The following is a 22,897-nucleotide window of genomic DNA, read 5'->3' on the forward strand; positions in this document are numbered from 1 at the left end:
TGAAAAGAGATGCGCTATTGTGCTTTTTTTGATTTGAGAAATAAAATTGATTTATTGCATCTATTCATGAATTAAAAAGATGAATTACTCTCTGCGTCAGTTAAAAGTATTCGTTACCGTTGCCCGCGCCAGGAGCTTTAGCCGGGCGGGGGAGATGATTGGCTTAAGCCAGTCGGCCGTCAGCCACAGCGTCAAGGAGCTGGAGCATCAGACCGGAGTCCGTCTTCTTGACCGTACCACCCGGGAGGTGGTCCTCACCGAGGCGGGTCAGCAGCTGGCAGGCAGGCTGGAGCGTTTGCTCGATGAGCTTGCGGTGACGCTGCGCGATGCCGGTCGGGTAGGCCAGCAGCTGAGTGGCACCGTTAAGGTCGCCGCCAGCCAGACGATTTCCGCCCACCTTATTCCGCAGTGTATTGCTCACAGTAATCGACGTTATCCTGATATCGATTTTGTGCTGCACGACCGGCCCCAGCAGTGGGTCCTGGAGAGTATTCGCCAGGGAGAAGTGGATTTTGGCATCGTGATTGATCCGGGCCCGGCGGCCGATCTGCAGTGCGAGGTGGTCCTGGCGGAACCTTTTTTGCTGCTCTGCCGGGAGGATCATCCTTTTGCCAGCCTGACTGAAGTGCCGTGGCAGGCGCTACAGAATGAGAGACTGATCCTGCAGGACTATGCTTCCGGCAGCCGTCCGCTGATTGATGCGGCGCTCAGCAGGCTGGCTGTCCGGGCGAACATTGTGCAGGAGATTGGCCATCCGGCAACGTTGTTTCCGATGGTGGAGTCGGGAATTGGCATCAGCGTACTGCCGGCGCTGGCGCTGCCGTTACCGCAGGGAAGCCATCTGGCGGTGAAGCGACTGACTCCGGTAATGGAGCGGCAGCTGATGCTGGCATGCCGGAAAAATCGCTCGCTGTCGACCGCCGCCCAGGCGTTATGGGAAATCGTGCGAGAAGAAGGGGGCAATCTCACCGCCGCCAGGGTTGAAGATCCGCTGTATCAGCGTTGATCGCGGTTTATCGCCACGGGGAAGCTCGTGGCCGGGGCTGTGTTCCACGCATAGCAAAAAGGCGCCTTTAGGGCGCCTTTTTACATTGGTGGGTCGTGCAGGATGACTCGGCTTCGCCTCGCCCTTCGGGCCGTCGCCGCAAGCGGCTCCGTTGTCTCACTGCGTTCGACCCGAACCTGCTGCAGGTTCGAATCGTTGAGTTCGGCGCATAGCAAAAAGGCGCCTTTAGGGCGCCTTTTTACATTGGTGGGTCGTGCAGGATTCGAACCTGCGACCAATTGATTAAAAGTCAACTGCTCTACCAACTGAGCTAACGACCCGAAGTGGTGGGTGATGACGGGATCGAACCGCCGACCCCCTCCTTGTAAGGGAGGTGCTCTCCCAGCTGAGCTAATCACCCACTTCGGTACTTCACATTTTGACAGAAAATTCAGCTGGCGAGAAAGTGGTGGGTGATGACGGGATCGAACCGCCGACCCCCTCCTTGTAAGGGAGGTGCTCTCCCAGCTGAGCTAATCACCCACTTCTCAATTTTCTGTTCTACACGGCGGAGACTACGTTAAGTAGTGGTGGGTGATGACGGGATCGAACCGCCGACCCCCTCCTTGTAAGGGAGGTGCTCTCCCAGCTGAGCTAATCACCCCCGCTGTGTGGAGTCGCATTATAGGGAGAGTTGAAAATGAGTCAACGCCTTTTCTAAAGAATTCGTTCGTTCGTCGTAAAATTAAACAAAGCGATCGTAAAACCGGCGTCATAGCATGATTTATAAACAAAAATGGCAAACCGCGACGTTCCGACGGGAACAACATTGAGGAATCAGCCCACGGTGTTAGAATATTGACCCATAATTTCCACCGGACATTGCCGTCTATCGGCATCTTTATTAAACGTAAGGCCAATTCATGAAAATCAAAACTCGCTTCGCGCCAAGCCCAACCGGCTATCTGCACGTTGGCGGTGCGCGTACTGCTCTCTATTCCTGGCTTTTTGCCCGTAACCACGGCGGTGAGTTTGTACTGCGTATTGAAGACACCGATCTCGAACGCTCCACCCCGGAAGCAATTGAAGCCATCATGGATGGCATGAACTGGCTGAATCTGCAATGGGACGAAGGTCCCTATTACCAGACCAAACGTTTCGATCGTTATAACAACGTGATCGATGAGATGCTGGAAGCCGGTACCGCTTATAAATGCTATTGCTCGAAAGAGCGTCTGGAAGCGTTGCGCGAAGAGCAGATGGCGAACGGTGAGAAGCCGCGTTACGATGGCCGCTGCCGCCATAGCCACGAGCATCATGCCGACGATGAGCCGTGCGTGGTGCGTTTCGCCAACCCGCAGGAAGGGTCAGTTATTTTTGACGATCAGATCCGCGGACCTATCGAGTTCAGCAACCAGGAGCTGGACGATCTGATCATTCGCCGTACCGATGGTTCCCCGACCTACAACTTCTGCGTCGTCGTGGATGACTGGGACATGGCGATCACCCACGTGATCCGTGGTGAAGATCATATCAATAACACGCCGCGCCAGATCAACATCCTTAAAGCGCTGAACGCGCCGGTGCCGGTATACGCGCACGTATCGATGATTAACGGCGACGATGGCAAGAAACTCTCCAAGCGCCACGGGGCGGTCAGCGTGATGCAGTATCGCGACGATGGCTACCTGCCGGAAGCGTTGCTTAACTATCTGGTGCGTCTGGGCTGGTCCCATGGCGATCAGGAGATCTTCACCCGCGAAGAGATGATCGAGTTCTTCTCGCTGGGGGCGGTCAGCAAATCCGCCAGTGCGTTCAACACCGACAAGCTGCTGTGGCTGAACCATCATTACATCAATACGCTGCCAGCGGAGTATGTGGCGACCCATCTGCAGTGGCATATCGAGCAGGAAAATATCGATACCCGCAACGGTCCGCAGCTGGCCGAGTTGGTGAAGCTGCTGGGCGAGCGTTGCAAAACGCTGAAAGAGATTGCCCAGAGCTGCCGCTACTTCTATGAAGAGTTCGCTGAGTTCGACGCCGACGCGGCGAAGAAACATTTGCGTCCGGTAGCGCGTCAGCCGCTGGAAGTCGTCCGCGACAAGCTGGCGGCGATTAGCGACTGGACGGCGGAAAACGTCCACCACGCGATTCAGGCAACCGCTGATGAGCTGGAAGTGGGCATGGGTAAAGTCGGTATGCCGCTGCGCGTGGCCGTTACCGGTGCTGGGCAGTCTCCTGCGCTTGACGTAACCGTCCATGCAATCGGCAAGTCCCGTAGCGTAGAGCGTATCAATAAAGCGCTGGCTTTTATCGCTGAGCGCGAAGGCCAGGCGTCCTGACGGGGACGTAGATGATATAACGGCAGGATATAATCCTGCCGTTTTTTTGTCTGTTACGCCGGGCTGGCGATGCCGAGGCGGGCAAGAAAACCGCTAATCCCTTCCCGGGCCAGCAGGTCGCGGAGCTGCAGCTGTTCTGCCGGAGTCATCAGTTGCAGGGTTTCTGTGATTTGCCGCCAGATCGTGTCCGCCTCATTGACCAGGTAAGCGCCTGGCGATTCCGCGAGATGATTGTCGCTAAACAGATGGCGTCTGGCGGGAATGTTAGTTAAAAACTCACGCACCGGTTGGTCGATGACCACCAGTCGCGCTCGTCCCCCTTTAACGCCGGGTATCGCTTCTGTGCGCCATTTCTTCTCCCGAACCCAGCGATTGATCGTTTGTCTGGCCAGCCCCAGGCAGTCGGCAAGCTCTGCGGGCGTCATTTTATCTTTTAGTTTCATCATGGTTTACCGATCGCGGATCCCTAACCGAAGCAGTAACCCGGTGATCCCCTCGCGCAGCAACAGCGACATAAGCTGCTTCTGCTCGCTGGGGGTGAGTTCTTTACAGAGGGTCAGCAGCAGCGATTCCAGATCGCTGTCGTGGGGAGAATAGGTGCCGGGCGTCTCCGCCACGCGCTGGGCGCTGCGGATAAACTCCCTGACTTGCTCATTGACATGGACCAGGCGCGCCTTGCCGCCCTGGACGCCAGGCCGCGGAGAGGTCTGCCAGCCTTCTTTCCGCACCCACTTATTGATAGTTTGCCGACTGTAGCCGGTCAGATGGGCGATTTCTTCAGGTGTCATTCGTTCCTTGAGCATACTATTTCCTGAGTAAATGTATGGGAATTAGCTGTCCATGTTATAGCATCCTTTTACTGGAAAAGGTGACCTGTTTAACTTCTGGCTGCGATAAGGCTCGCAATGTCAGCAGGTTGCCTGCTTTTTCAGCGATTGAATCGAGAAGGATAATTTTGCCGTTGACACCTGAGCGAGGAATTCATATTATGCCGCCCGTCAACACGACACGCTTTACGTTACGGGGCTATAGCTCAGCTGGGAGAGCGCTTGCATGGCATGCAAGAGGTCAGCGGTTCGATCCCGCTTAGCTCCACCAAATTCTGCACCCAGCGGAATTGGTTCGTAAAGAGGTCCTGTGGGGCTATAGCTCAGCTGGGAGAGCGCTTGCATGGCATGCAAGAGGTCAGCGGTTCGATCCCGCTTAGCTCCACCAAAATTCAGAACCCTCGCTTCGGCGGGGGTTTTTGTTTTTATCTATTTTCATGTAAAGCATTTTCTGCTTAAGTCAGTTAATCTCCAGCAATTAAAATCGAAAGTAATTTCAGACTTTTTCCTGATAAATCACCTTGCCTGCCCTAAATAAGCAACATAACATTTCCCCCATTAAACGTAATGAGGTTGCCGGAGTTTTAATTAACAATAATGGTTGATAAAATTAACATTAATATCAAAAAAACTCTGTTGGCCTTTATCGTCTGTTTAGTCGCTATTCCGCTGGCTCGTTTTATTTCACCGCAAACGGTTATTGATGGCAATCTTATTTATATTGCCTGGCTGCCCATTAGCGTGATGTTTTCTGTTATTTTTATCTTTGGCCGCTATGCGATTGCGCCATTAATCCTCGCATTTGCCATCACCAATTGCTTTCTTATTAAATTAACGCTACCGCAGGCGCTTATCTTACTCTTTTGTCAGCTGTTTGCGGTGTTCTTCTCCTGCGCTATTCTAAGACTGATGGTGGGTAAGCGCTGGCGCTGTGGCCCGACGGCAAAACATATGGGAGCGCGGATCTTCTGGGGCGGCTTCTTCGCGCCGGTGCTGCTGAAACTCACCATGTACCTTGCCGGGCAATATTTTGCTTTTCCCTTATCTATTACCAGCTATTTTGGCAGTATGCCATTGATTTATACCGTAATAGATATTCAAAGTTTAATCAGCGCGGCATTAATTTTTACCACTTTTTTATATTATCCAATGCGGATGATTATCAATCCACGCTACGCCCGACGTTTCTGGCGGCAGGAATGTTTACCGTGGCTGGCAGCAAAATATCGTTCCTTTACGCTATATTGGTTTATTGCGCTGGCGGTGATATTAACGCTATTGTGTGCGCCGTATCAGTCTGAATTTATTGCCGGTTATTTAGTTCCGGTGATTTTTATCGTCTACTTTATCGGGATTAGCCGAATTGGTCATGCGCTGCTGCGTATTTCATGGTCGGTCTCGGCTTTTTTACTGGTGGTGTATAACAAAAACTTTCTCCAGGGCGTCCAAAGCGAGTATTCATTATCCTTTGTGCTCTCAGTGCTGATCTCCTTTACTATCTGTTTGTTTTATATGGCAGACACCTATGCCCGTAGCGACCGCAATAAACGCCGCTGGCGTAGTCAGGCGGAAGAAGATCCGCTGACTGGCTTGCCTAACCTGCGCGCGCTGGAGAGCCATTTACAGAGCTGTCCGCAGCAGGTTATCTGCAGCCTGCGTATTCATAATCTCGACTTTCTCAGCAGGCATTATGGCCTGATGATGGGGGTGGACTGTAAACGGCAGATTATTCGGGCGTTGCAACCGCTGCTGGGGGCGACGGATAAAGTTTTCCAGGTGCCGGGCAGCGAACTGATCCTCGTGCTTGACGGACCGGAGCCTTCGTCCCGTTTGCATCATATGGTCGCGGTTCTCAATCACAAAAAATTCAGCTGGCACAATCAGCCGCTGGATCTGGAGTTTGGCGCGGCCTGGGGCCGCGACGACGGTCAGCGCGAGGGACTTCACCAGATGCTGGGTCAGCTAAGCTGGCTTTCCGAACAGGCGGGTAGCGAACGTCGGGTGCTGGCCCTGGATGAGGAGCAGGAGCTGGTGGTGGATCAAACCACCGAGCAGGTGCGCCTCCTCATGCGCGTCAAGCAGGTGCTCAAAGAGCGGGCGCTGATGCTCTATGCGCAGCCGATTCAGAACAGGGAAGGGGAGGGATATCATGAGATCCTCACCCGCATGCGCTGTGGCGATAGCGTCATTATGCCCGATCAGTTTATCCCGTTGATTGTGCAGTTTAACCTCAGCCAACGTTTCGACATGCTGGTGCTGGAGACCTTGTTCAGCGTGCTTCATCAGCACCCTGGCCAGCGATTCTCGGTCAATCTGCTGCCTGCAACTCTGATGCAAAAGGACAGCGCCGCGCAGATTATCGCGCTGTTTCAACGCTATGCGGTCTCACCAGGCCTTATCACTATTGAAGTCACTGAAGAGCAGGCCTTTTCCAATGCCGACATCAGCCAGCAAAATCTTGAAGCGCTGCGCGCGTTTGGCTGTGCCATCGCCATTGATGACTTTGGCACCGGGTATGCGAACTATGAACGACTGAAGCATCTGCAGGCCGATATCATCAAGATTGACGGCTGCTTCGTTCGCGACATCCTCACTGACCCGCTGGATGCCATTATGGTGAAATCGATTGTTGAGATGGCGCGGGCGAAACAGATGAGCGTGGTGGCGGAATATGTCGAAAGCGAACCGCAAAAAGCGCGCTTGCTGGAGCTGGGGGTGAATTATCTGCAGGGCTACCTGGTGGGCAAGCCCCAGCCGCTGGGCGAATGACGAGTAAAAAAAAGCCGGGCATTGCCCGGCTCAGAGGACTGGCGCCTGTTACAGAACCAGAGCCGCAATTGAAGCAGACAGTACGCTGACCAGCGTGGAGCCGTAAACCAGCTTCAGACCGAAGCGTGAAACCACGTTGCCCTGTTCTTCGTTCAGACCTTTAATCGCCCCGGCGATGATGCCGATAGACGAGAAGTTGGCGAAGGAGACCAGGAAGATAGAGATAATGCCTTCCGCACGCGGGGAGAGCGTCGAGGCGATTTTCTGCAGATCCATCATGGCGACGAATTCATTGGAGACCAGCTTGGTGGCCATAATACTACCCACCTGCAGCGCTTCGCTTGCCGGCACACCCATCACCCAGGCGACCGGGTAGAAGATATAGCCAAGGATCCCCTGGAAGGAGATGCTGTAGCCGAACCAGCCGGTCACGGTGGCGAACAGGGCGTTCAGCGCGGAGATCAGCGCGATGAAGCCGATCAGCATCGCCGCCACGATAATCGCAACTTTAAAGCCCGCCAGAATGTATTCGCCTAGCATCTCGAAGAAGCTTTGACCTTCGTGCAGATTCGACATCTGCAGATTTTCTTCACTCTCTTCCACGCGGTACGGGTTAATCAACGACAGCACGATAAAGGTGCTGAACATGTTGAGCACCAGCGCCGCGACGACGTACTTCGGCTGCAGCATGGTCATATACGCGCCGACGATGGACATCGATACGGTGGACATCGCGGTCGCTGCCATGGTGTACATACGGTTGCGCGACATTTTGCCGAGAATATCTTTATAGGCAATAAAGTTTTCCGACTGGCCGAGGATCAGCGAGCTGACGGCGTTGAAGGACTCCAGTTTGCCCATGCCGTTGATTTTCGACAGCACGGTACCGATGGCGCGGATAACAATCGGCAGGATGCGAATATGCTGCAAAATACCGATCAAAGCGGAAATGAAGACGATAGGGCACAGAACCTTAAGGAAGAAGAAGGCCAGACCTTTGTCGTTCATGCCGCCGAACACGAAGTTTGTCCCTTCGTTGGCAAAGCCGAGAAGTTTTTCAAACATCTCGGAGAAGCCTTTCACAAAACCCAGACCAATATCGGAGTTGAGGAAGAACCAGGCCAGCAGGACTTCAATGACAAGCAGTTGAACAACATAACGAATACGGATCTTTTTACGGTCATGACTGACCAACAGGGCCAGTATAGCCACCACAACGATCGCGAGGACAAAATGCAAGACGCGGTCCATAGTTGCTCCAAATATGAGGCAGGTTAAATTTCCGTGCACATTCTATGCAACGGCTTTAAAGAAAACGAGATCAATTGCACACTATTGCAAGGAACTGTGACCAATGGCAAAAATAGTGATCAAACATCCACTTTTGTTATGTTACGTAAAGGTTTTAAAAGTTGCATTCTTGTACTACTCTTAATATTTGGCGCGATCGGATTTTCTGACGCCCTTTTCCATATCCGGCCAGCAATTGTTCCCTCCTATCACAGCAATTATTATCTCCATTCTAAATGAACTTGATAATCATTCGCATTTTGATAGCATGAAACATAGCAAAGGCTATATTTCCAGAGGCAGAAGATGACTAGCAGTCGCGTTGAGAATAGCAGTAGTCGCGCCGCGCGCAAGGTGAAGTTCGCCTTAATGGGGCCCGCTTTCGTCGCTGCCATTGGCTATATCGATCCGGGTAATTTCGCCACGAATATTCAGGCTGGCGCCAGCTTTGGCTATCAGCTGCTGTGGGTCGTAGTATGGGCCAACCTGATGGCGATGCTGATCCAGGTGCTCTCTGCCAAACTGGGCATTGCCACCGGTAAAAACCTGGCCGAGCAGATCCGCGACCATTACCCGCGCCCGGTGGTGTGGTTTTATTGGGTACAGGCGGAAATCATCGCCATGGCCACCGATCTGGCCGAATTTATCGGCGCTGCGATTGGCTTTAAGCTAGTGCTGGGCGTATCGCTTCTGCAAGGGGCGGTGCTGACCGGGGTGGCGACCTTCCTGATCCTGATGCTGCAGCGGCGCGGGCAAAAACCGCTGGAGAAGGTGATTGGCGGCTTGCTGTTGTTTGTTGCCGTCGCCTATGTCGTTGAATTGATCTTTTCCCAGCCCGCGCTGGCTCCCCTGACCAAAGGGCTGGCGATCCCTACGCTGCCCAACGGCGAGGCGGTATTCTTAGCCGCCGGGGTGCTGGGGGCCACTATTATGCCGCACGTGATCTACTTACACTCCTCGCTTACCCAGCATCTGCACGGCGGGACGCGAAAAGAACGCTATAACGCGACCCGCTGGGATGTGGCGATCGCCATGACCATTGCGGGGTTCGTTAACCTGGCGATGATGGCGACCGCCGCGGCGGCATTCCACTTCAACGGCCATACCGGCGTCGCCGATCTCGATCAGGCTTACAGAACGCTTGAGCCACTGCTGAGCCACGCGGCGGCGACTATCTTTGGCCTCAGCCTGGTCGCTGCAGGTTTATCCTCGACGGTGGTGGGGACTCTCGCAGGCCAGGTGGTCATGCAGGGCTTCATCCGCTTTCATATTCCGCTGTGGTTTCGCCGGGCGGTCACCATGCTGCCGTCGTTTGTCGTCATTCTGCTGGGACTGGATCCAACGCGTATTCTGGTGATGAGTCAGGTGTTGCTCAGCTTTGGTATTGCGCTTGCCCTGGTGCCGCTGCTGATATTTACCAGCAATGCAAAGCTAATGGGAGACCTGGTGAATACCCGTTGGGTGAGAGGCATCGGCTGGGCGATAGTCGCCATCGTGGTGAGCCTGAACGGCTGGTTAATTGTGGGATCGCTGCTCGGGGTGGATTGATGACTTCCTGCTGCGGAATAAAGCAAAGGGGAGCCGATGGGCTCCCCTTTTCGTCTGTTAGTGATGGCCATGTCCATGACCGTGACCGCGTCCGCCGGGACCACGTCCCCAGCCGCCGCGATGGTCGTCGCGGTCGCTCCAGCCCGCGCGATAGCCGCGCTCCCAGGCTTTATCTCTGCCTTTGTACCAGCCTTTGTGCCAGCCGTTGTCATGACGATGCCAACGGTTATCACGCCATTCATAGTGACGACGCCAGTAATCACGGTCGCGCCAGCCGCCACCGTCCCAGTAGTTACCGTAATTGTCACGATCGCCTATTTGTAATTTTACCGATGGCAGCAGGGTGATTTCACCAGCGTTAGCGACTAGTGGCGCTGCGGCCAGCAGTACTGCTGCCAGAATCAGTGACCTGAACATACTCTTCTCCTTCACGATCGGGGCCGTAAGCGGCCTGTTAACCTGATATTACGGGCCGGTAAAGACCCGTCGCATCGGACGAACTCCGAAAGCGCAGAAAAGAGCACTTTTTGCTAAAGTAACATTTGCTTTACAGCGCCAGGATGGCATCAATCGCCGCGCACTCCCCGGCGCTGAAATGACGGTTTTTCAGCATCCCTACCGCATCATCCAGCTGGGCGGTTTTGCTGGCACCGATCAGCACGGAGGTGACTTTCTCCTCGCGCAGCACCCAGGCCAGCGCCATCTGCGACAGCTTCTGCCCGCGGGCTTCCGCCAGCGTATTCAGCTGACGAATTTTTTCTAATTTGGCGCTGGTCAGTTGCTCCGGCTGCAGAAAACGACTGCTGCTGGCGGCGCGTGAGTCTGCCGGAATGCCGTTAAGATAGCGGTCGGTTAGCTGGCCGCCGGACAGCGGTGAAAACGCTATACTTCCCACCCCTTCGGTCTGCAAAAAATCCAGTAATCCCTCTTCCACACCGCGTTCAAACATGGAGTAGCGAGGCTGGTGAATGACGCAGGGGGTGCCGAGGTCGTTAAGGATTTTCACCGCTTCTCGCGCCTGGGCGAGCGGATAGTTAGAGAGGCCGACGTACAACGCTTTACCCTGGCGGACAAGATGATCGAGCGCGCGCATCGTTTCCGTCAGCGGTGTCTCCGGGTCCGGGCGGTGATGATAAAAAATATCGACATACTCCAGCCCCATGCGCCGCAGGCTCTGGTTCAGACTGGCCACCAGGTATTTGCGTGAACCCCAGTCGCCGTAAGGGCCGTCCCACATGGTGTAACCCGCTTTGGTGGAGATGATCAACTCATCGCGATAGGGCAGGAGGGCCTCTTTAAGGATGCGGCCAAAATTGCTCTCCGCCGAGCCCGGCGGCGGCCCATAATTATTGGCCAGGTCGAAATGGGTAATGCCGAGGTCAAACGCGTGCAGGAGCATCTGCCGGCTGGTTTCCACCCGCGTTTCATCGCCAAAGTTATGCCACAGACCGAGAGAAATAGCCGGGAGCTGAAGGCCGCTGCTCCCGCAGCGACGATAGGCCATCGTTTGATATCGCGTGGTGCTTGCCTGGTAAACCATTCTTCCTCCGCAGATAAAATCAGGTGTGTATACGTTTACACTAATCAATGTTTTGCGTGGAGTACACCGCTTTTTAGGCGTAACTATTGCTTTACACCGGCTTTATCGTCCCCCTTCTGGACAGGCGGATCGCTTATTCAATACTCAAATTACACCTGCACCAAAATGAGGATAATGGACATGCAACCGACCTACACTATTGGGGATTATCTGCTGGATCGCCTCGTTGACTGCGGTATTGACCGCTTGTTCGGCGTACCAGGAGATTACAACTTACAGTTTCTCGATCGCGTCATCGCGCACAGCGCCTTGGGGTGGGTCGGCTGCGCCAACGAGCTGAATGCGGCCTATGCTGCTGACGGTTACGCACGCATTAAGGGGGCCGGCGCGTTACTAACAACCTACGGCGTCGGCGAACTAAGCGCCCTGAACGGCGTGGCGGGAAGCTATGCGGAGCATATTCCGGTATTACATATCGTCGGTGCGCCCTCCACTGGCGCTCAGCAGCGCGGCGAACTGCTGCATCACACCCTGGGTGACGGCGATTTCCGCCATTTTGCGCGAATGAGCGAGCAGATCACCTGTAGCCAGGCGCTGCTGACCGCTGGCAACGCCTGCCATGAGATCGACCGTGTTCTGCGCGATATGCTGACGCATCATCGACCTGGCTATCTGATGTTGCCGGCCGATGTCGCCAGAGCGGCAGCGATTGCCCCAGCGCAGCGCTTGCTGGTGGAGGCCGCTCCGGCGGATCAAAACCAGCTCGCCGGATTCTGCGAACATGCCAGCCGCCTGCTGCGGGGCAGTCGACGCATTTCCCTGCTGGCGGACTTCCTCGCGCAACGCTATGGCCTGCAGAACACGCTCCGGGAGTGGATAGCGAAAACCCCCGTCGCCCACGCCACCATGCTCATGGGCAAGGGGCTGTTCGATGAGCAGCAGAGAGGTTTTGTCGGCACCTACAGCGGCATCGCCAGCGCGCCTCAGACCCGGGAGGCTATCGAAAACGCCGACACCATCATCTGCATTGGTACGCGCTTCACCGACACTATCACCGCAGGGTTCACCCAGCATCTGGCGCGGGAGAAGACGATAGAGATCCAGCCTTTCGCGGTCAGGGTGGGCGATCACTGGTTCAGCGGCGTGCCGATGGATCAAGCCCTGGCTGCGCTGATGTCCCTTTCCGCACCGCTGGCGGCGGAGTGGGCGGCGCCTCAGGTCGTGGCGCCGGAAGTGGAAGAGGAGGGCGAAGGCGAGTTAACCCAGAAGAATTTCTGGTCGACAGTGCAGGATGCGCTGCGCCCCGGCGATATTATCCTCGCCGATCAGGGGACGGCGGCATTTGGCATCGCGGCGCTTAAGCTCCCCTCTGAGGCATCGCTGATCGTCCAGCCGCTGTGGGGATCGATTGGTTTTACCCTCCCGGCCGCCTATGGCGCGCAAACCGCGGCGGCAGAGCGGCGGGTGGTGCTGATCGTCGGCGATGGCGCCGCCCAGCTGACGATTCAGGAAATGGGCTCTATGCTGCGCGATAAACAAAAGCCGCTTATTCTGCTGCTTAATAACGAAGGGTATACCGTAGAACGGGCGATTCACGGTCCGGAGCAGCGCTACAATGATATTGCCCTGTGGGACTGGCGGCGCCTGCCGGAAGCCTTCGCCCCGGACGTTGCCTCGCGCTGCTGGCGGGTTACGCACACTGCTGAGCTACGGGAGGCGATGGCGGAGAGTATCACCTCCGATACTCTCACCCTGGTGGAAGTGATGCTGCCGAAAATGGATATTCCCGATTTCCTGCGCGCGGTGACGCAGGCGCTGGAGGAACGAAACAGCCGCGTTTAGTCGGTATGGTGTCTGGCAATCATTAAGGGCCTCCCGGCCAGCAGCAGCCAGGCCGGGAGCATCACAATGCACAGCAGCGGCAGCAGCGTGGTGTCCGGAACCACCACAGCGGCCATAAACAGGCTCAGCCAGCCGTCGCGGGTGACGACCAGCACCATGCCGAGGATCGCGCAGGAGACGGTAATTGCCGCCGGCACGGCGTCCACGTGGGCATGCAGCATCAGCCCCAGCGCCACGCCGACGAAGACCGCGGGGAAAATCCGCCCGCCGCGAAAGCCGCAGGCCGAGGCGAGAACCAGCGCAGCCAGTTTGACCAGCGCAATGAGCAGATAATCCGAGGCGGTCAGCGTCTGGCTGAAGGCCAACTGCTGCATCTCATCCAGCCCCTTAAACAGCGTTAAATGTCCGCCAATGGTTCCAAGGATCCCTAACAGCAAGCCGCCGAGGCCCAGCGTCAGGATTGGGTTTTTCAGGCGATGCATCAGCGTGTGCAGGCGCGGCAGACACCAGACGGCGACCATACCGACAGCGATAGCGATCAGGGCGACGATCATGCCGCTGACGATATCGACGAAGTGCATCTGGCTATAGTGCGCGATCGGCAGCGTGAAGTGGGGGTGGAAAAACAGCCCGGTCGTCAGCGCGCCCGCGGCGGCGGCAAGCATCGGGGCAAAAAGACGATCCCACAGCGGCGACTCGTTGCTGCTGTTCAGGGTTTGCGAAAAAATCAGCGCGGCGGCCACCGGGGTGCCGAAGAGGGCGCCGATGGTGCCTGAGGCCGCGAGAATGGTCCAGTCCAGAGAGCTGACCCGGGGGAACAGTCGGGAGCCGACGGCGACGGCCAGCGCAATATTCACCACCATAATTGGATGCTCCGGGCCCAGGCTGACGCCGCCGGCGAGGCCAAGGATCAGCGCCGCCAGCAGCCCGGGCAGCGCGCCGGTGGCAATAGGCGCGCCGATTAACGACTCGGTCGCCGGGTCCGGCCCGGCGTGCCCCGGGCTGTAACGGACGACCAGGCCCACCGCGATCCCCGTCGCCGTGAGAATGGCGATGATCCACAGCGGGTTGTCGGCGCTCACCCCAAACTGCACAGGCAGATTGCTCCACAGGATGCGCTGCAGCAACGCGGCAACTTTCATCGCGCCGATCAGGATCAAACTGGAGGCGATGCCAATCAGGATAGCTGGCACCGACAGGATCAGCATTGTTCTGGCGCGAGGATGGAGCATGAAAATGTCCTTGTTAAAGTTCAGGAGCACTACTTTGCCTTTGTCGACGGGGACCGTCGATGCAAATGGTGCTGAAACGATAAAGTTAAGGCGGCGTCTGATACCCGTGGCCTCGTTAATAGGCTACTTTGCATTGATTACAAACTAAATGTGACCTGTGTCGCTAAACAAGGGGCGTCCGCGAGTTGGACGTTGTTGTTAAGCCGCCATGAATTTACAGTGTGCCAAAAGATTTATTTTGACTTTAGCGGAGCCGTAACGGAATGACAAAATTTGCTTTAGTAGGAGATGTCGGGGGGACCAACGCCCGCCTGGCGCTGTGTGATCTGGCGAGCGGAGAGATCTCTCGTGCAAAGACCTATTCCGGGCTCGATTACCCCAGTCTGGAGGCGGTGGTGCGCGTCTATCTCGAGGAGCATCAGGTGACGGTCAGCGAAGGCTGTATCGCCATCGCTTGCCCGATCACCGGCGACTGGGTGGCGATGACCAACCATACCTGGGCCTTCTCCATAGCCGAGATGAAGCGCAACCTTGGCTTTGCGCACCTGGAGATTATTAACGATTTCACCGCCGTTTCAATGGCCATCCCGATGCTGAAAGCTGAGCACCTGATTCAGTTCGGCGGCAGCGCGCCGGTAGCCGGCAAACCGATCGCCGTTTATGGCGCCGGAACCGGGCTGGGCGTAGCCCATCTGGTGCACGTTGATAAGCGTTGGGTCAGCCTGCCTGGCGAAGGCGGCCATGTCGATTTTGCGCCGAACAGTGAAGAAGAGGGCATTATTCTGGAAGAGCTGCGCGCTGAACTGGGCCACGTCTCCGCAGAACGCGTGCTCTCGGGGCCTGGTCTGGTCAACCTCTATCGCGCGATAGTCAAATCGGATGGTCGACTGCCGGAGAACCTGCAGCCGCGTGAGGTCACCGAGCGGGCGCTGGCGGATAGCTGCACCGACTGTCGCCGGGCGCTGTCGCTGTTCTGCGTCATTATGGGGCGCTTCGGTGGAAACCTGGCGCTGACCCTGGGGACGTTTGGCGGCGTGTATATCGCCGGCGGCATCGTGCCGCGCTTCCTGGAGTTCTTTAAAGCCTCCGGCTTCCGCGGCGGTTTTGAGGACAAAGGCCGTTTTAAAGCCTATGTCCAGGATATCCCGGTTTACCTGATCGTGCATGACAACCCAGGCCTGCTGGGTTCCGGCGCGCATCTGCGTCAGACGCTGGGTCAGGTGCTGTAAGCGCATTCCTCCCGGGCTACCGCCGTAGCCCGGCAAGGCGGGGCTCCCCGTCGTCTACAGATTCATCAGCTGGCGAAACTCTTTCACTTTACTGCGACTGACCGGAACCTGAAACTCCAGGTCGCGCAGGCGTAGCACGTAGGTATTGTTAAACCATGGCTCAATTTCACGAATTTTGCTGAGATTCACACAGTACGAGCGGTGACAGCGAAAGAAATGTGCGGTGGGCAGTTTGCTGCAGAATTCGGTAATGTTCATCGGCATGACGAAAGACTCCCGGCGAGTGTAGACGAAGGTCATCTTCTCGTGCGCCTCTGCATAATAGATATCATGGATACTGGTGACGATGATCCGCTCATCTTTTATCAGATTGATGGTGTCGTTTTCCCGAGGCGCTGCGCTGGCTAGCCCGGAGGCGGCGTTATTTTGCTGCTGCCAGGCGGCGGTCAGCTTCTGCAGCATATTGATGATGCGCGACTCCTGGTAGGGCTTCAGAATGTAGTCAAACGCCTCCAGCTCAAAGGCTTCCACGGCGTGTTCTTTCCACGCGGTGATAAAAACGATAAAAGGCTTATGGGCGAACTGGCTGATGTTCTGCGCCAGCAGAACGCCGTCCAGCGACGGAATATTGATATCGAGAAAGATGGCGTCGACCTTGTTGTGCTGGAGAAATTTCAGCACGTCCAGGCCGTCGTCAAAGCTGCCGACGATCTCCATCTGGCTGTGGGTGTTGATAAGCCAGGAGAGCTCCTGTTGGGCCAGAAACTCATCCTCCACAATGATAACTTTCATCTTTTCTCCGCTCATGACAACAGAGACTCCGTCAGCGCCTACGGCGTAGAGTGATTGGGGACATAAAAGGCGATTTCCGTTCCTGGCGTCAGGGTGCGGATATGCAGCCCCTCGCCGTAGAGCAGTTTCACCCGATGATGAACGTTGAGCAGGCCGATTTTGTTACCTGGCATTTCATCGGCTTCCACGCGGGCGACCACGGCGGGATCGATGCCGTTGCCGGTGTCGCGAACGCTGATGCGAACCCGATTGCCGCACTCATTGATGCCGATCGTCACCACCCCTTTCCCTTTACACGGCTGAATGCCGTGCACAATGGCATTTTCCACCAGGGGCTGGATAAGCAGGCTCGGGATCACGCAGCTGACGTCGTCGTCAATATCATAGATGACCGTCAGTTTGTCGCCGAATCGGGCCTGTTCAATGGCGATGTAATCTTTGATCTGATACAGCTCTCGTTTGATATCGATCTGCTCATCGTCTTTTAATTCGATGTTATAGCGCAGATAGCGCGACAGATTAAAAATGAGCTGGCGCGCGGTGTCCGGATTAAGGCGAATCGAGGAGGAGATCGCGTTCAGGGCATTGAATAAAAAGTGCGGGTTAATCTTGCTTTGCAGAGCGCGCAGCTCCGCTTTGTTGGCCATCTCCCGCAGCTGTTCGGCGCGGGAAACCTCCAGCTGGGTGGAGATGATTTGTGACAGGCCAATCGCCATCTCCTGCAGCGTCGAGGTGATGCGATGGGCGTGGCAGTAATAGATTTTTAGCGTGCCGGTGACCACCCCCTTTTCCCACAGCGGGATGACCATTAAGGAGTGGATCTCCGGCGTGCGGTGGGCTTCGTCATTGTTTTTTATAATGATCTTTCCATAACGAATGGCCTGTCGGGTAGTGGGGCTGATGACATCGTCATGGTGTTGATAGTTGGCTTCACCGACGCCCACGTAGGCCAGCACGTGTTCCGTATTGGTGATTGCCACCGCGTCGGCGGTAATGTCGCGGCGGATGATGTCGCAAACCTGGCGCAGAGAATCGCTGTTGACCTGACGGAACAGCGGCAGGGTTTTGTTGGCAATGTCGAGCGCCAGTTTCGCCTGCCGCGCGGCGCTGGCCTCCTTTTCCCCTTCCACGCTCTGCACCAGCAGCACGATAAAGCCGATGCAGACGCTGCCAAGGATCATCGGGATACCAATTTTCGAGACGATATCCAGGCCGAGGCTCAGAGAGGGCGCCCAGACTATCACCAGGATCATGGTCAGGGTCTCGCAGACCATGCCGGCCAGAATGCCGATTTTCCAGCGTTGATCGCGGGCCACCTTGCGGTTAATCAACCCCGACAGCAGACCGGCGATGATGCTGGTGATAAAGCAGGGTACGGCGGTCACGCCGTCAATATCAATCAGATAGCGGTGCACACCGGCAATCACCCCGACAATGGCTCCCACCCATGGGCCAAACAGGATCCCGCCGGACATCACGGCGATGATACGCACGTTTACCAGCGATCCTTCCACCGGCACACCGGACCAGGTACTGAAGAGCGCGAACAGCGAGAAGATGGCGGTGACAGCCAGCAGCTCTTTCGGCGTATGCGCTGATTTATGCAGCAGTTCGCGGAACAGGCGCAGGCGAATAAGGAAAAACAGGCAAATAAGCATCAGGGCCGCACGATCATAGACCGCCAGCATCATAGTAAAGATTTCGTGCATGGGTGCGCCGCGTCAGTGGCCAGAAAAGGACATGATAAAAAACCTGACGACAGAAGACCAGCCGCAGAAAAATAATGAGGAAAAGACACAATTTTAAAAGGGGATTGAATCATGGCAAGGCGACAAACCGCTAGACAGCAGGGGAAACGATAAATACCCGTGATAGAAAAGATATCAATATGTTACCACTTGCATACAAAACGGTATTCATCCCGCGGCGTACTGCCGTATTTAGCGCAGACGATACCCGTTTTTAACGCCAGTGATTATTTTTCGTCAGGGCACTCGACAACGTGTTTTTTTTCAGGTTATTTTCTAAACGAGCCGCAACAGCGGCAGCGTCGCTCGGACGGTCCGGGCGCTAACGTTAATCAGAGGAACCTATGGCTGAATCCAGTCCTGAACGCCGTTTTACGCGTATCGATCGTCTCCCCCCGTACGTTTTTAATATTACTGCCGAACTGAAAATGGCTGCGCGCCGGCGCGGCGAAGATATTATCGATTTCAGTATGGGCAATCCCGATGGCGCGACGCCGCCGCATATCGTGGAAAAACTCTGCACCGTCGCGCAGCGGCCTGACACCCATGGTTACTCTACCTCGCGGGGGATCCCACGCCTGCGTCGCGCTATTTCGCGCTGGTATGAAGAACGCTATAACGTCGATATCGATCCGGAATCGGAAGCGATTGTCACCATTGGTTCGAAAGAGGGGCTGGCGCACCTGATGCTCGCGACGCTGGATCATGGCGACACCGTGCTGGTGCCGAACCCCAGCTATCCGATCCATATCTACGGCGCGGTGATTGCCGGGGCGCAGGTGCGCTCGGTGCCGTTGGTGGAAGGGGTGGATTTCTTTAACGAACTGGAACGCGCCATCCGCGAGAGCTATCCGAAGCCGAAGATGATGATCCTTGGCTTTCCCTCGAATCCGACCGCGCAGTGCGTCGAGCTGGATTTCTTTGAAAAGGTTGTCGCCCTGGCGAAGCAGTATGACATCCTGGTCGTCCACGATCTGGCCTATGCCGATATCGTGTATGACGGCTGGAAAGCGCCCTCCATTATGCAGGTGCCTGGCGCGCGCGATGTCGCCGTCGAGTTCTTTACCCTGTCGAAAAGCTATAACATGGCCGGCTGGCGCATTGGCTTTATGGTCGGCAATAAGACCCTGGTGAACGCGCTCGCCCGCATCAAAAGCTACCATGACTACGGCACGTTTACGCCGCTGCAGGTGGCGGCGATAGCGGCCCTGGAGGGCGATCAGCAATGCGTGCGGGATATCGCGGAACAGTATAAGCGCCGCCGCGATGTGCTGGTGAAAGGGCTCCACGAGGCCGGCTGGATGGTGGAGTGTCCGAAGGCGTCCATGTACGTCTGGGCGAAAATTCCGGAACCTTATGCCGACATGGGCTCGCTGGAGTTTGCGAAAAAGCTGCTTAACGAAGCGAAGGTTTGCGTCTCTCCGGGGATTGGCTTTGGCGATTATGGCGATACCCATGTCCGCTTCGCGCTGATCGAGAACCGGGACCGGACGCGTCAGGCGATCCGCGGCATCAAGGCGATGTTCCGCGCGGATGGCTTACTGCCCGCCGCGAGCTAGCGCTTCGGCGAATACGCTATAACAAAAACGGGAGCCTGTGGGCTCCCGTTTTTTTGACACCGCTGCAGTCTAGATCATCAGGGCAAAAGTACCGGCCCAAACGATGACCATAAAAGAGAGACCCATAAAGAAGTATTTCACGACTCATCACTCCACGCGCTTATGCGACGTTCAAATGAATTAATTGTTCTGTTTTTCAAGGGCTGTCGCCGGTGAAATCTCACCCTGCGGCAGCTCGCAATTCTGTGCGTTTAGTGCTCCAGATGGCGCTAATGTACGCCTAAAAAATCAGGGAAACAAGGGGCATTTTTTTATTAATTTTTAGTTACTTACGAGTGTCGTGATTCGGCGACACATTAATTTCGCCCGGTAATAAATTTAGCGCCAGCGACGCTACCAAAACGGGTTTCTCGTTAGTGATATTCGCGGGGCTAGTCAGGCTTGGCGCGCGGCATTCAGGTTGCCACGCGCCGCCGGTTTAATGCAGATCAGAGGCGCGCTGTCGCCACTCGGCCGGGTAGTGCGCTGGGATAAAGCGCAGCGTGAGCGCCATGAGTAACAGGACACAAAGCGCATGCCAGGACCAGTCAAGGGTGTAGTTCCCGCTCAGGCTACGCAGCAGGCCGGAAAGCCAGGGCGACAGGCCGGCGATGATAAATCCGATACCTTGCATAAAGGCTACCAGCCGGCCGGCCACCGTCGGTTGCCCGGCGTGATCGAGGGCCAGCACCAGGCACAGGGGAAACGCGCCGCCCAGACCCACGCCGCAGGCGAGGGCCCAAAGCGCTGGGAAGTGCTGCGGCAGCCAGATGAAGCCGCAGAACCCAATCAGCTGTAGCGCCAGAGCAAGCAGCAGAAGCTGGCGCCGGTCATCCTGGCGAGCCAGCGCCGGCAGCAGCAGCGCGCCTGCGGTTTGCCCAACCGTCAGCAGCGCCAGCAGCGAGCCGCTGTACTGGGCGCTGTCGCCAAGCTGCATATAGTAGGGCGGCAGCCAGGCGATTAGACTGGCGTAGCCGGCGTTGATCAGTCCGAAATAGAGTCCCAGCGTCCAGGCGCGGCGCTGGCCAATAATCGCCACCCGGGGCGCGGCGCTGGTCTGATGCGGGGCGCGGGGCAGGTGCCGACAAATCGCCAGCCAGCTGAACAGGGCGAGGAGGGCGGGGAGCGCCCACCAGGCCAGCGCATCCCGCCATGCTGTGCTATGCGACGCCAGCCATGGCGTAAACGCGGCGCCTAACCCGCCACCGCCCATTAGCGCCGCTGACCATAGCCCCATCACCAGCGGCGTCCGGCGGGCGAACAAGCGCTTAATTACCGCCGGGATGGCAGCCTGGATTATGCCGATGCCAACGCCTCCGGCCAGGGCGCTGGTGAGCAGTAGGCCGCTATTCGGAGCGATTTCCCGCAGCAGGGCGCCCGCCGCGATAATCAGCAGACTTAGCGCAATGCTACGGTTTTGACCGACATAACGATCGACCGAACCGGCGGCCAGCGCCAGCACGCCCATCGCTATCACCGGCAGGGCGGTCAGTAGCGCGGCCAGGGTATAGCTCATCCCGCTGGCGGCGCGGATCTCCGGAAGTAAAGGGCCGATGGAGGTGAGCAGCGGTCGCATATTTATGCCGATCAGCACCAGGATCCCCAGCGTCAGATTCTGTCGCAACACGGCTTTCATGGCTGCTGTTCCGCCCACCGCTGATAAACTGCCAGCCCCTCCGGCTGCGGGCGATGATGGATCGGCAACGTCTGCTGCGCCAGCGGCTGCTGCAACTGCTGATAAATCGCGGCGGTAGATAGCTGGAAAGGTTCTCCGTCCTGATTGCTGTTGGCGAAAAACACTTCCCGCACGCCGGTTAAATAGAGGGCGCTAAGACACATCGGGCAAGGTTGTCCGCTGGCGTAGATAACGCACTCGCGCAGAACCTCGCTCCCCAGCCTGGCGGCAATATCGCGGACGGCATTCAGTTCGGCATGCGCCGTTGGGTCGCCGCTTAGATGAAAGGTATTGACGGCTTCGGCGACAACCTCGTCATGGCGCACCAGCACGGCGCCAAAGGGACGACCGCCGTGGCTGATGTTGTGGTTTGCCAGCGTTAGGGCGCGCTGGAGATAGCGATCGTGAGCGGACATAGTCACTCCTGCATAAGATGCTGTTCAGGGAAAAAAAGGCAACGGGTCGTGCGTAGAGGGTACGTAACTTGTTTCATAAGTTAAAAGACTTATTTATGATTAACCCTAGTTGAATTACTTATAGGTAAGCGGATGCTCCTGCGCCATCTTTCCTACTTTATCGCCGTGGCAGAACACCGTGGCTTTACTCGCGCCGCCGCGGCGCTGCACGTCTCCCAGCCTGCGCTGTCACAGCAGATCCGCCAGCTTGAAGCCATGCTGGAGGTTCAGCTTTTCGATCGTTCTGGCCGTTATACCCGGTTAACCGATGCCGGAGAGATCTGGCTGGAGTATGCCCGCCGGGCGTTACGCGATCTTGAGGAAGGGCGGCGCGCTCTGCATGACGCTGAGGATCTGCAGCGTGGCAAACTCCGCATTGCCATGACGCCGACCTTCACCACCTATATGCTGGGACCGCTGGTGGAAAACTACTATCGACGCTACCCCGGAGTGAAATTGCTGATTCAGGAGATGAACCAGGAGCGCATGGAAACGATGTTGCTGCAGGATGAACTGGATGTCGGCATTGCCTTTGACGAAAGCCGCTCCCGGGATATTGTCGTTCATCCGCTGCTGACGGAAACCCTCGCGTTGGTGGTGAGCCGCAGTCATCCTCTGGCCAGAGAGAACGCCCTCCGGCTGCAGGCGCTCGACGCGCAGCCGCTGATTTTACTGAGCAGCGAGTTTGCCACCCGGGAGCAGATCGATCGTTATTGCCGTCGTCATCGGCTCGAACCTGACGTGCGGATGGAGGCCAACTCTATCGGCGCCGTTCTGTCGGTCATTCGGCGCACGCCCCTTGCGACACTGCTGCCGGCGGCGATCGCCGGGCAGTTTGATGATGTAGTGGCTATTGAGCTCGAACCTGCGCTGCTGCAGCGAACGGCCTGTTTGCTACAGCGCAGGGATGCATGGCAGAGCGCCGCGGCACGCGAATTTATCGCCCTGGCGCGGGAGATTGCGCTAACGCTTGAGCAGGAAAACCGCCTGCCTCCTGCCTGACGGCCTGCGTCGCTCGGCGGCGA

Annotated in this window: 19 protein-coding genes, 6 tRNA genes and 1 other RNA gene; 10 read left to right on the forward strand and 16 right to left on the reverse strand. The window is 56.5% G+C overall.

The window, feature by feature from the left end; genetic code table 11:
- Window positions 1-79 precede the first annotated feature (79 nt).
- Entirely contained in the window at window positions 80-1,006 is a 927-nt protein-coding gene (locus tag ACLH1I_RS00700; RefSeq protein WP_004202013.1) for a LysR family transcriptional regulator, read from the forward strand.
- 86 nt (window positions 1,007-1,092) lie between these two features.
- Here the strand turns inward: ACLH1I_RS00700 and ACLH1I_RS00705 are convergent.
- The 5 genes from ACLH1I_RS00705 to ACLH1I_RS00725 all read right to left on the reverse strand — a co-directional run bounded on the left by ACLH1I_RS00705 (window position 1,093) and on the right by ACLH1I_RS00725 (window position 1,649).
- Window positions 1,093-1,228: non-coding RNA, RtT sRNA (locus tag ACLH1I_RS00705), on the reverse strand.
- A 22-nt stretch (window positions 1,229-1,250) separates the two neighbouring features.
- Window positions 1,251-1,326, reverse strand: a tRNA-Lys gene (locus ACLH1I_RS00710).
- A 4-nt stretch (window positions 1,327-1,330) separates the two neighbouring features.
- A tRNA-Val gene (locus ACLH1I_RS00715) sits at window positions 1,331-1,406 on the reverse strand.
- 46 nt (window positions 1,407-1,452) lie between these two features.
- Window positions 1,453-1,528, reverse strand: a tRNA-Val gene (locus tag ACLH1I_RS00720).
- A gap of 45 nt (window positions 1,529-1,573) precedes the next feature.
- A tRNA-Val gene (locus tag ACLH1I_RS00725) sits at window positions 1,574-1,649 on the reverse strand.
- Between the two features lie 259 nt (window positions 1,650-1,908).
- Here ACLH1I_RS00725 and gltX point away from each other — a divergent pair.
- Window positions 1,909-3,327, forward strand: coding sequence for a glutamate--tRNA ligase (gltX, locus tag ACLH1I_RS00730; RefSeq protein ID WP_004202014.1), 1,419 nt, complete (start codon window positions 1,909-1,911; stop codon window positions 3,325-3,327).
- 53 nt (window positions 3,328-3,380) lie between these two features.
- Here gltX and ACLH1I_RS00735 read toward each other — a convergent pair whose 3' ends face one another.
- Together ACLH1I_RS00735 and ACLH1I_RS00740 are read right to left on the reverse strand one after the other, a co-directional pair.
- The gene (locus ACLH1I_RS00735) at window positions 3,381-3,773 is read right to left on the reverse strand and encodes a MerR family transcriptional regulator (RefSeq protein ID WP_114508335.1); all 393 of its coding nucleotides are present in this window, start codon (window positions 3,771-3,773) and stop codon (window positions 3,381-3,383) included.
- Window positions 3,774-3,776: 3 nt separating this feature from the next.
- Complete coding sequence (locus ACLH1I_RS00740; protein WP_004202017.1) at window positions 3,777-4,130, reverse strand: YfeC-like transcriptional regulator; 354 nt, start codon at window positions 4,128-4,130, stop codon at window positions 3,777-3,779.
- 219 nt (window positions 4,131-4,349) lie between these two features.
- On the opposite strand from ACLH1I_RS00740, the gene ACLH1I_RS00745 reads away from it, so the two are divergent.
- The 3 genes from ACLH1I_RS00745 (at window position 4,350) to ACLH1I_RS00755 (ending at window position 6,923) form a co-directional block, all read left to right on the forward strand.
- Window positions 4,350-4,425: transfer RNA gene (locus tag ACLH1I_RS00745), tRNA-Ala, on the forward strand.
- A gap of 41 nt (window positions 4,426-4,466) precedes the next feature.
- Window positions 4,467-4,542 (forward strand) — tRNA-Ala (locus ACLH1I_RS00750).
- Between the two features lie 209 nt (window positions 4,543-4,751).
- Complete coding sequence (locus ACLH1I_RS00755) at window positions 4,752-6,923, forward strand: EAL domain-containing protein (protein ID WP_032456443.1); 2,172 nt, start codon at window positions 4,752-4,754, stop codon at window positions 6,921-6,923.
- A 48-nt stretch (window positions 6,924-6,971) separates the two neighbouring features.
- On the opposite strand, the gene nupC is transcribed toward ACLH1I_RS00755, so the two are convergent.
- Window positions 6,972-8,174 (reverse strand): nucleoside permease NupC, encoded by a 1,203-nt coding sequence (nupC, locus tag ACLH1I_RS00760; protein ID WP_004202020.1) that lies wholly within the window; start codon window positions 8,172-8,174, stop codon window positions 6,972-6,974.
- Between the two features lie 345 nt (window positions 8,175-8,519).
- Here nupC and ACLH1I_RS00765 point away from each other — a divergent pair, with 345 nt between their 5' ends.
- A complete protein-coding gene (locus tag ACLH1I_RS00765) occupies window positions 8,520-9,761 on the forward strand; it encodes an Nramp family divalent metal transporter (RefSeq protein ID WP_049093299.1) in 1,242 nt (413 codons plus the stop codon).
- A 57-nt stretch (window positions 9,762-9,818) separates the two neighbouring features.
- Here ACLH1I_RS00765 and ACLH1I_RS00770 read toward each other — a convergent pair whose 3' ends face one another.
- The gene (locus ACLH1I_RS00770; protein ID WP_023318845.1) at window positions 9,819-10,178 is read right to left on the reverse strand and encodes a DUF2502 domain-containing protein; all 360 of its coding nucleotides are present in this window, start codon (window positions 10,176-10,178) and stop codon (window positions 9,819-9,821) included.
- Between the two features lie 130 nt (window positions 10,179-10,308).
- Window positions 10,309-11,301 carry an aldo/keto reductase gene (locus tag ACLH1I_RS00775; RefSeq protein WP_004202023.1) on the reverse strand — a complete coding sequence of 331 codons (993 nt, stop codon included), beginning with the start codon at window positions 11,299-11,301 and terminating at the stop codon, window positions 10,309-10,311.
- Window positions 11,302-11,481: 180 nt separating this feature from the next.
- On the opposite strand from ACLH1I_RS00775, the gene ACLH1I_RS00780 reads away from it, so the two are divergent.
- Window positions 11,482-13,143 (forward strand): alpha-keto acid decarboxylase family protein, encoded by a 1,662-nt coding sequence (locus tag ACLH1I_RS00780; RefSeq protein ID WP_151628835.1) that lies wholly within the window; start codon window positions 11,482-11,484, stop codon window positions 13,141-13,143.
- Here the strand turns inward: ACLH1I_RS00780 and ACLH1I_RS00785 are convergent.
- A complete protein-coding gene (locus tag ACLH1I_RS00785) occupies window positions 13,140-14,375 on the reverse strand; it encodes an ion channel protein (protein ID WP_043520431.1) in 1,236 nt (411 codons plus the stop codon). The two genes, ACLH1I_RS00780 and ACLH1I_RS00785, sit on opposite strands and share 4 nt — an antisense overlap.
- A gap of 263 nt (window positions 14,376-14,638) precedes the next feature.
- Here ACLH1I_RS00785 and glk point away from each other — a divergent pair, with 263 nt between their 5' ends.
- Complete coding sequence (gene glk / locus ACLH1I_RS00790; RefSeq protein ID WP_004202027.1) at window positions 14,639-15,604, forward strand: glucokinase; 966 nt, start codon at window positions 14,639-14,641, stop codon at window positions 15,602-15,604.
- A gap of 54 nt (window positions 15,605-15,658) precedes the next feature.
- Here the strand turns inward: glk and ACLH1I_RS00795 are convergent, their stop codons facing one another.
- Together ACLH1I_RS00795 and ACLH1I_RS00800 are read right to left on the reverse strand one after the other, a co-directional pair.
- The gene (locus ACLH1I_RS00795; protein WP_004202028.1) at window positions 15,659-16,396 is read right to left on the reverse strand and encodes a LytR/AlgR family response regulator transcription factor; all 738 of its coding nucleotides are present in this window, start codon (window positions 16,394-16,396) and stop codon (window positions 15,659-15,661) included.
- Window positions 16,397-16,434: 38 nt separating this feature from the next.
- Entirely contained in the window at window positions 16,435-18,105 is a 1,671-nt protein-coding gene (locus tag ACLH1I_RS00800; protein ID WP_048325309.1) for a sensor histidine kinase, read from the reverse strand.
- A 383-nt stretch (window positions 18,106-18,488) separates the two neighbouring features.
- Here ACLH1I_RS00800 and alaC point away from each other — a divergent pair, with 383 nt between their 5' ends.
- Window positions 18,489-19,703, forward strand: coding sequence for an alanine transaminase (gene alaC, locus ACLH1I_RS00805; protein WP_004202031.1), 1,215 nt, complete (start codon window positions 18,489-18,491; stop codon window positions 19,701-19,703).
- Between the two features lie 69 nt (window positions 19,704-19,772).
- Here alaC and ypdK read toward each other — a convergent pair whose 3' ends face one another.
- From ypdK to ACLH1I_RS00820, 3 genes are all read right to left on the reverse strand, one after another.
- On the reverse strand, window positions 19,773-19,844 hold the full coding sequence (gene ypdK / locus ACLH1I_RS00810) for a membrane protein YpdK (RefSeq protein ID WP_099119320.1): 72 nt from the start codon (window positions 19,842-19,844) through the stop codon (window positions 19,773-19,775).
- 337 nt (window positions 19,845-20,181) lie between these two features.
- Window positions 20,182-21,378 carry a CynX/NimT family MFS transporter gene (locus ACLH1I_RS00815; protein ID WP_004202032.1) on the reverse strand — a complete coding sequence of 399 codons (1,197 nt, stop codon included), beginning with the start codon at window positions 21,376-21,378 and terminating at the stop codon, window positions 20,182-20,184.
- Window positions 21,375-21,833, reverse strand: coding sequence for a nucleoside deaminase (locus ACLH1I_RS00820; protein WP_004202034.1), 459 nt, complete (start codon window positions 21,831-21,833; stop codon window positions 21,375-21,377). Before ACLH1I_RS00820 ends, ACLH1I_RS00815 begins: the two co-directional genes overlap by 4 nt.
- 132 nt (window positions 21,834-21,965) lie before the next feature.
- Here ACLH1I_RS00820 and cynR point away from each other — a divergent pair, with 132 nt between their 5' ends.
- On the forward strand, window positions 21,966-22,874 hold the full coding sequence (gene cynR / locus ACLH1I_RS00825; protein ID WP_049004003.1) for a transcriptional regulator CynR: 909 nt from the start codon (window positions 21,966-21,968) through the stop codon (window positions 22,872-22,874).
- Window positions 22,875-22,897 lie beyond the last annotated feature (23 nt).

This window comes from Klebsiella sp. 1SOBk10mer, from assembly GCF_046602535.1.
GTDB classification, from domain to species: domain Bacteria; phylum Pseudomonadota; class Gammaproteobacteria; order Enterobacterales; family Enterobacteriaceae; genus Klebsiella; species Klebsiella quasipneumoniae.

Coding starts and splice junctions, on each gene's coding strand:
- ACLH1I_RS00700 (WP_004202013.1), top strand. CDS start 80: ATGAATTACTCTCTGCGTCAGTTAAAAGTATTCGTTACCGTTGCCCGC.
- gltX (WP_004202014.1), top strand. CDS start 1,909: ATGAAAATCAAAACTCGCTTCGCGCCAAGCCCAACCGGCTATCTGCAC.
- ACLH1I_RS00735 (WP_114508335.1), bottom strand. CDS start 3,773: ATGATGAAACTAAAAGATAAAATGACGCCCGCAGAGCTTGCCGACTGC.
- ACLH1I_RS00740 (WP_004202017.1), bottom strand. CDS start 4,130: ATGCTCAAGGAACGAATGACACCTGAAGAAATCGCCCATCTGACCGGC.
- ACLH1I_RS00755 (WP_032456443.1), top strand. CDS start 4,752: ATGGTTGATAAAATTAACATTAATATCAAAAAAACTCTGTTGGCCTTT.
- nupC (WP_004202020.1), bottom strand. CDS start 8,174: ATGGACCGCGTCTTGCATTTTGTCCTCGCGATCGTTGTGGTGGCTATA.
- ACLH1I_RS00765 (WP_049093299.1), top strand. CDS start 8,520: ATGACTAGCAGTCGCGTTGAGAATAGCAGTAGTCGCGCCGCGCGCAAG.
- ACLH1I_RS00770 (WP_023318845.1), bottom strand. CDS start 10,178: ATGTTCAGGTCACTGATTCTGGCAGCAGTACTGCTGGCCGCAGCGCCA.
- ACLH1I_RS00775 (WP_004202023.1), bottom strand. CDS start 11,301: ATGGTTTACCAGGCAAGCACCACGCGATATCAAACGATGGCCTATCGT.
- ACLH1I_RS00780 (WP_151628835.1), top strand. CDS start 11,482: ATGCAACCGACCTACACTATTGGGGATTATCTGCTGGATCGCCTCGTT.
- ACLH1I_RS00785 (WP_043520431.1), bottom strand. CDS start 14,375: ATGCTCCATCCTCGCGCCAGAACAATGCTGATCCTGTCGGTGCCAGCT.
- glk (WP_004202027.1), top strand. CDS start 14,639: ATGACAAAATTTGCTTTAGTAGGAGATGTCGGGGGGACCAACGCCCGC.
- ACLH1I_RS00795 (WP_004202028.1), bottom strand. CDS start 16,396: ATGAAAGTTATCATTGTGGAGGATGAGTTTCTGGCCCAACAGGAGCTC.
- ACLH1I_RS00800 (WP_048325309.1), bottom strand. CDS start 18,105: ATGCACGAAATCTTTACTATGATGCTGGCGGTCTATGATCGTGCGGCC.
- alaC (WP_004202031.1), top strand. CDS start 18,489: ATGGCTGAATCCAGTCCTGAACGCCGTTTTACGCGTATCGATCGTCTC.
- ACLH1I_RS00815 (WP_004202032.1), bottom strand. CDS start 21,378: ATGAAAGCCGTGTTGCGACAGAATCTGACGCTGGGGATCCTGGTGCTG.
- ACLH1I_RS00820 (WP_004202034.1), bottom strand. CDS start 21,833: ATGTCCGCTCACGATCGCTATCTCCAGCGCGCCCTAACGCTGGCAAAC.
- cynR (WP_049004003.1), top strand. CDS start 21,966: ATGCTCCTGCGCCATCTTTCCTACTTTATCGCCGTGGCAGAACACCGT.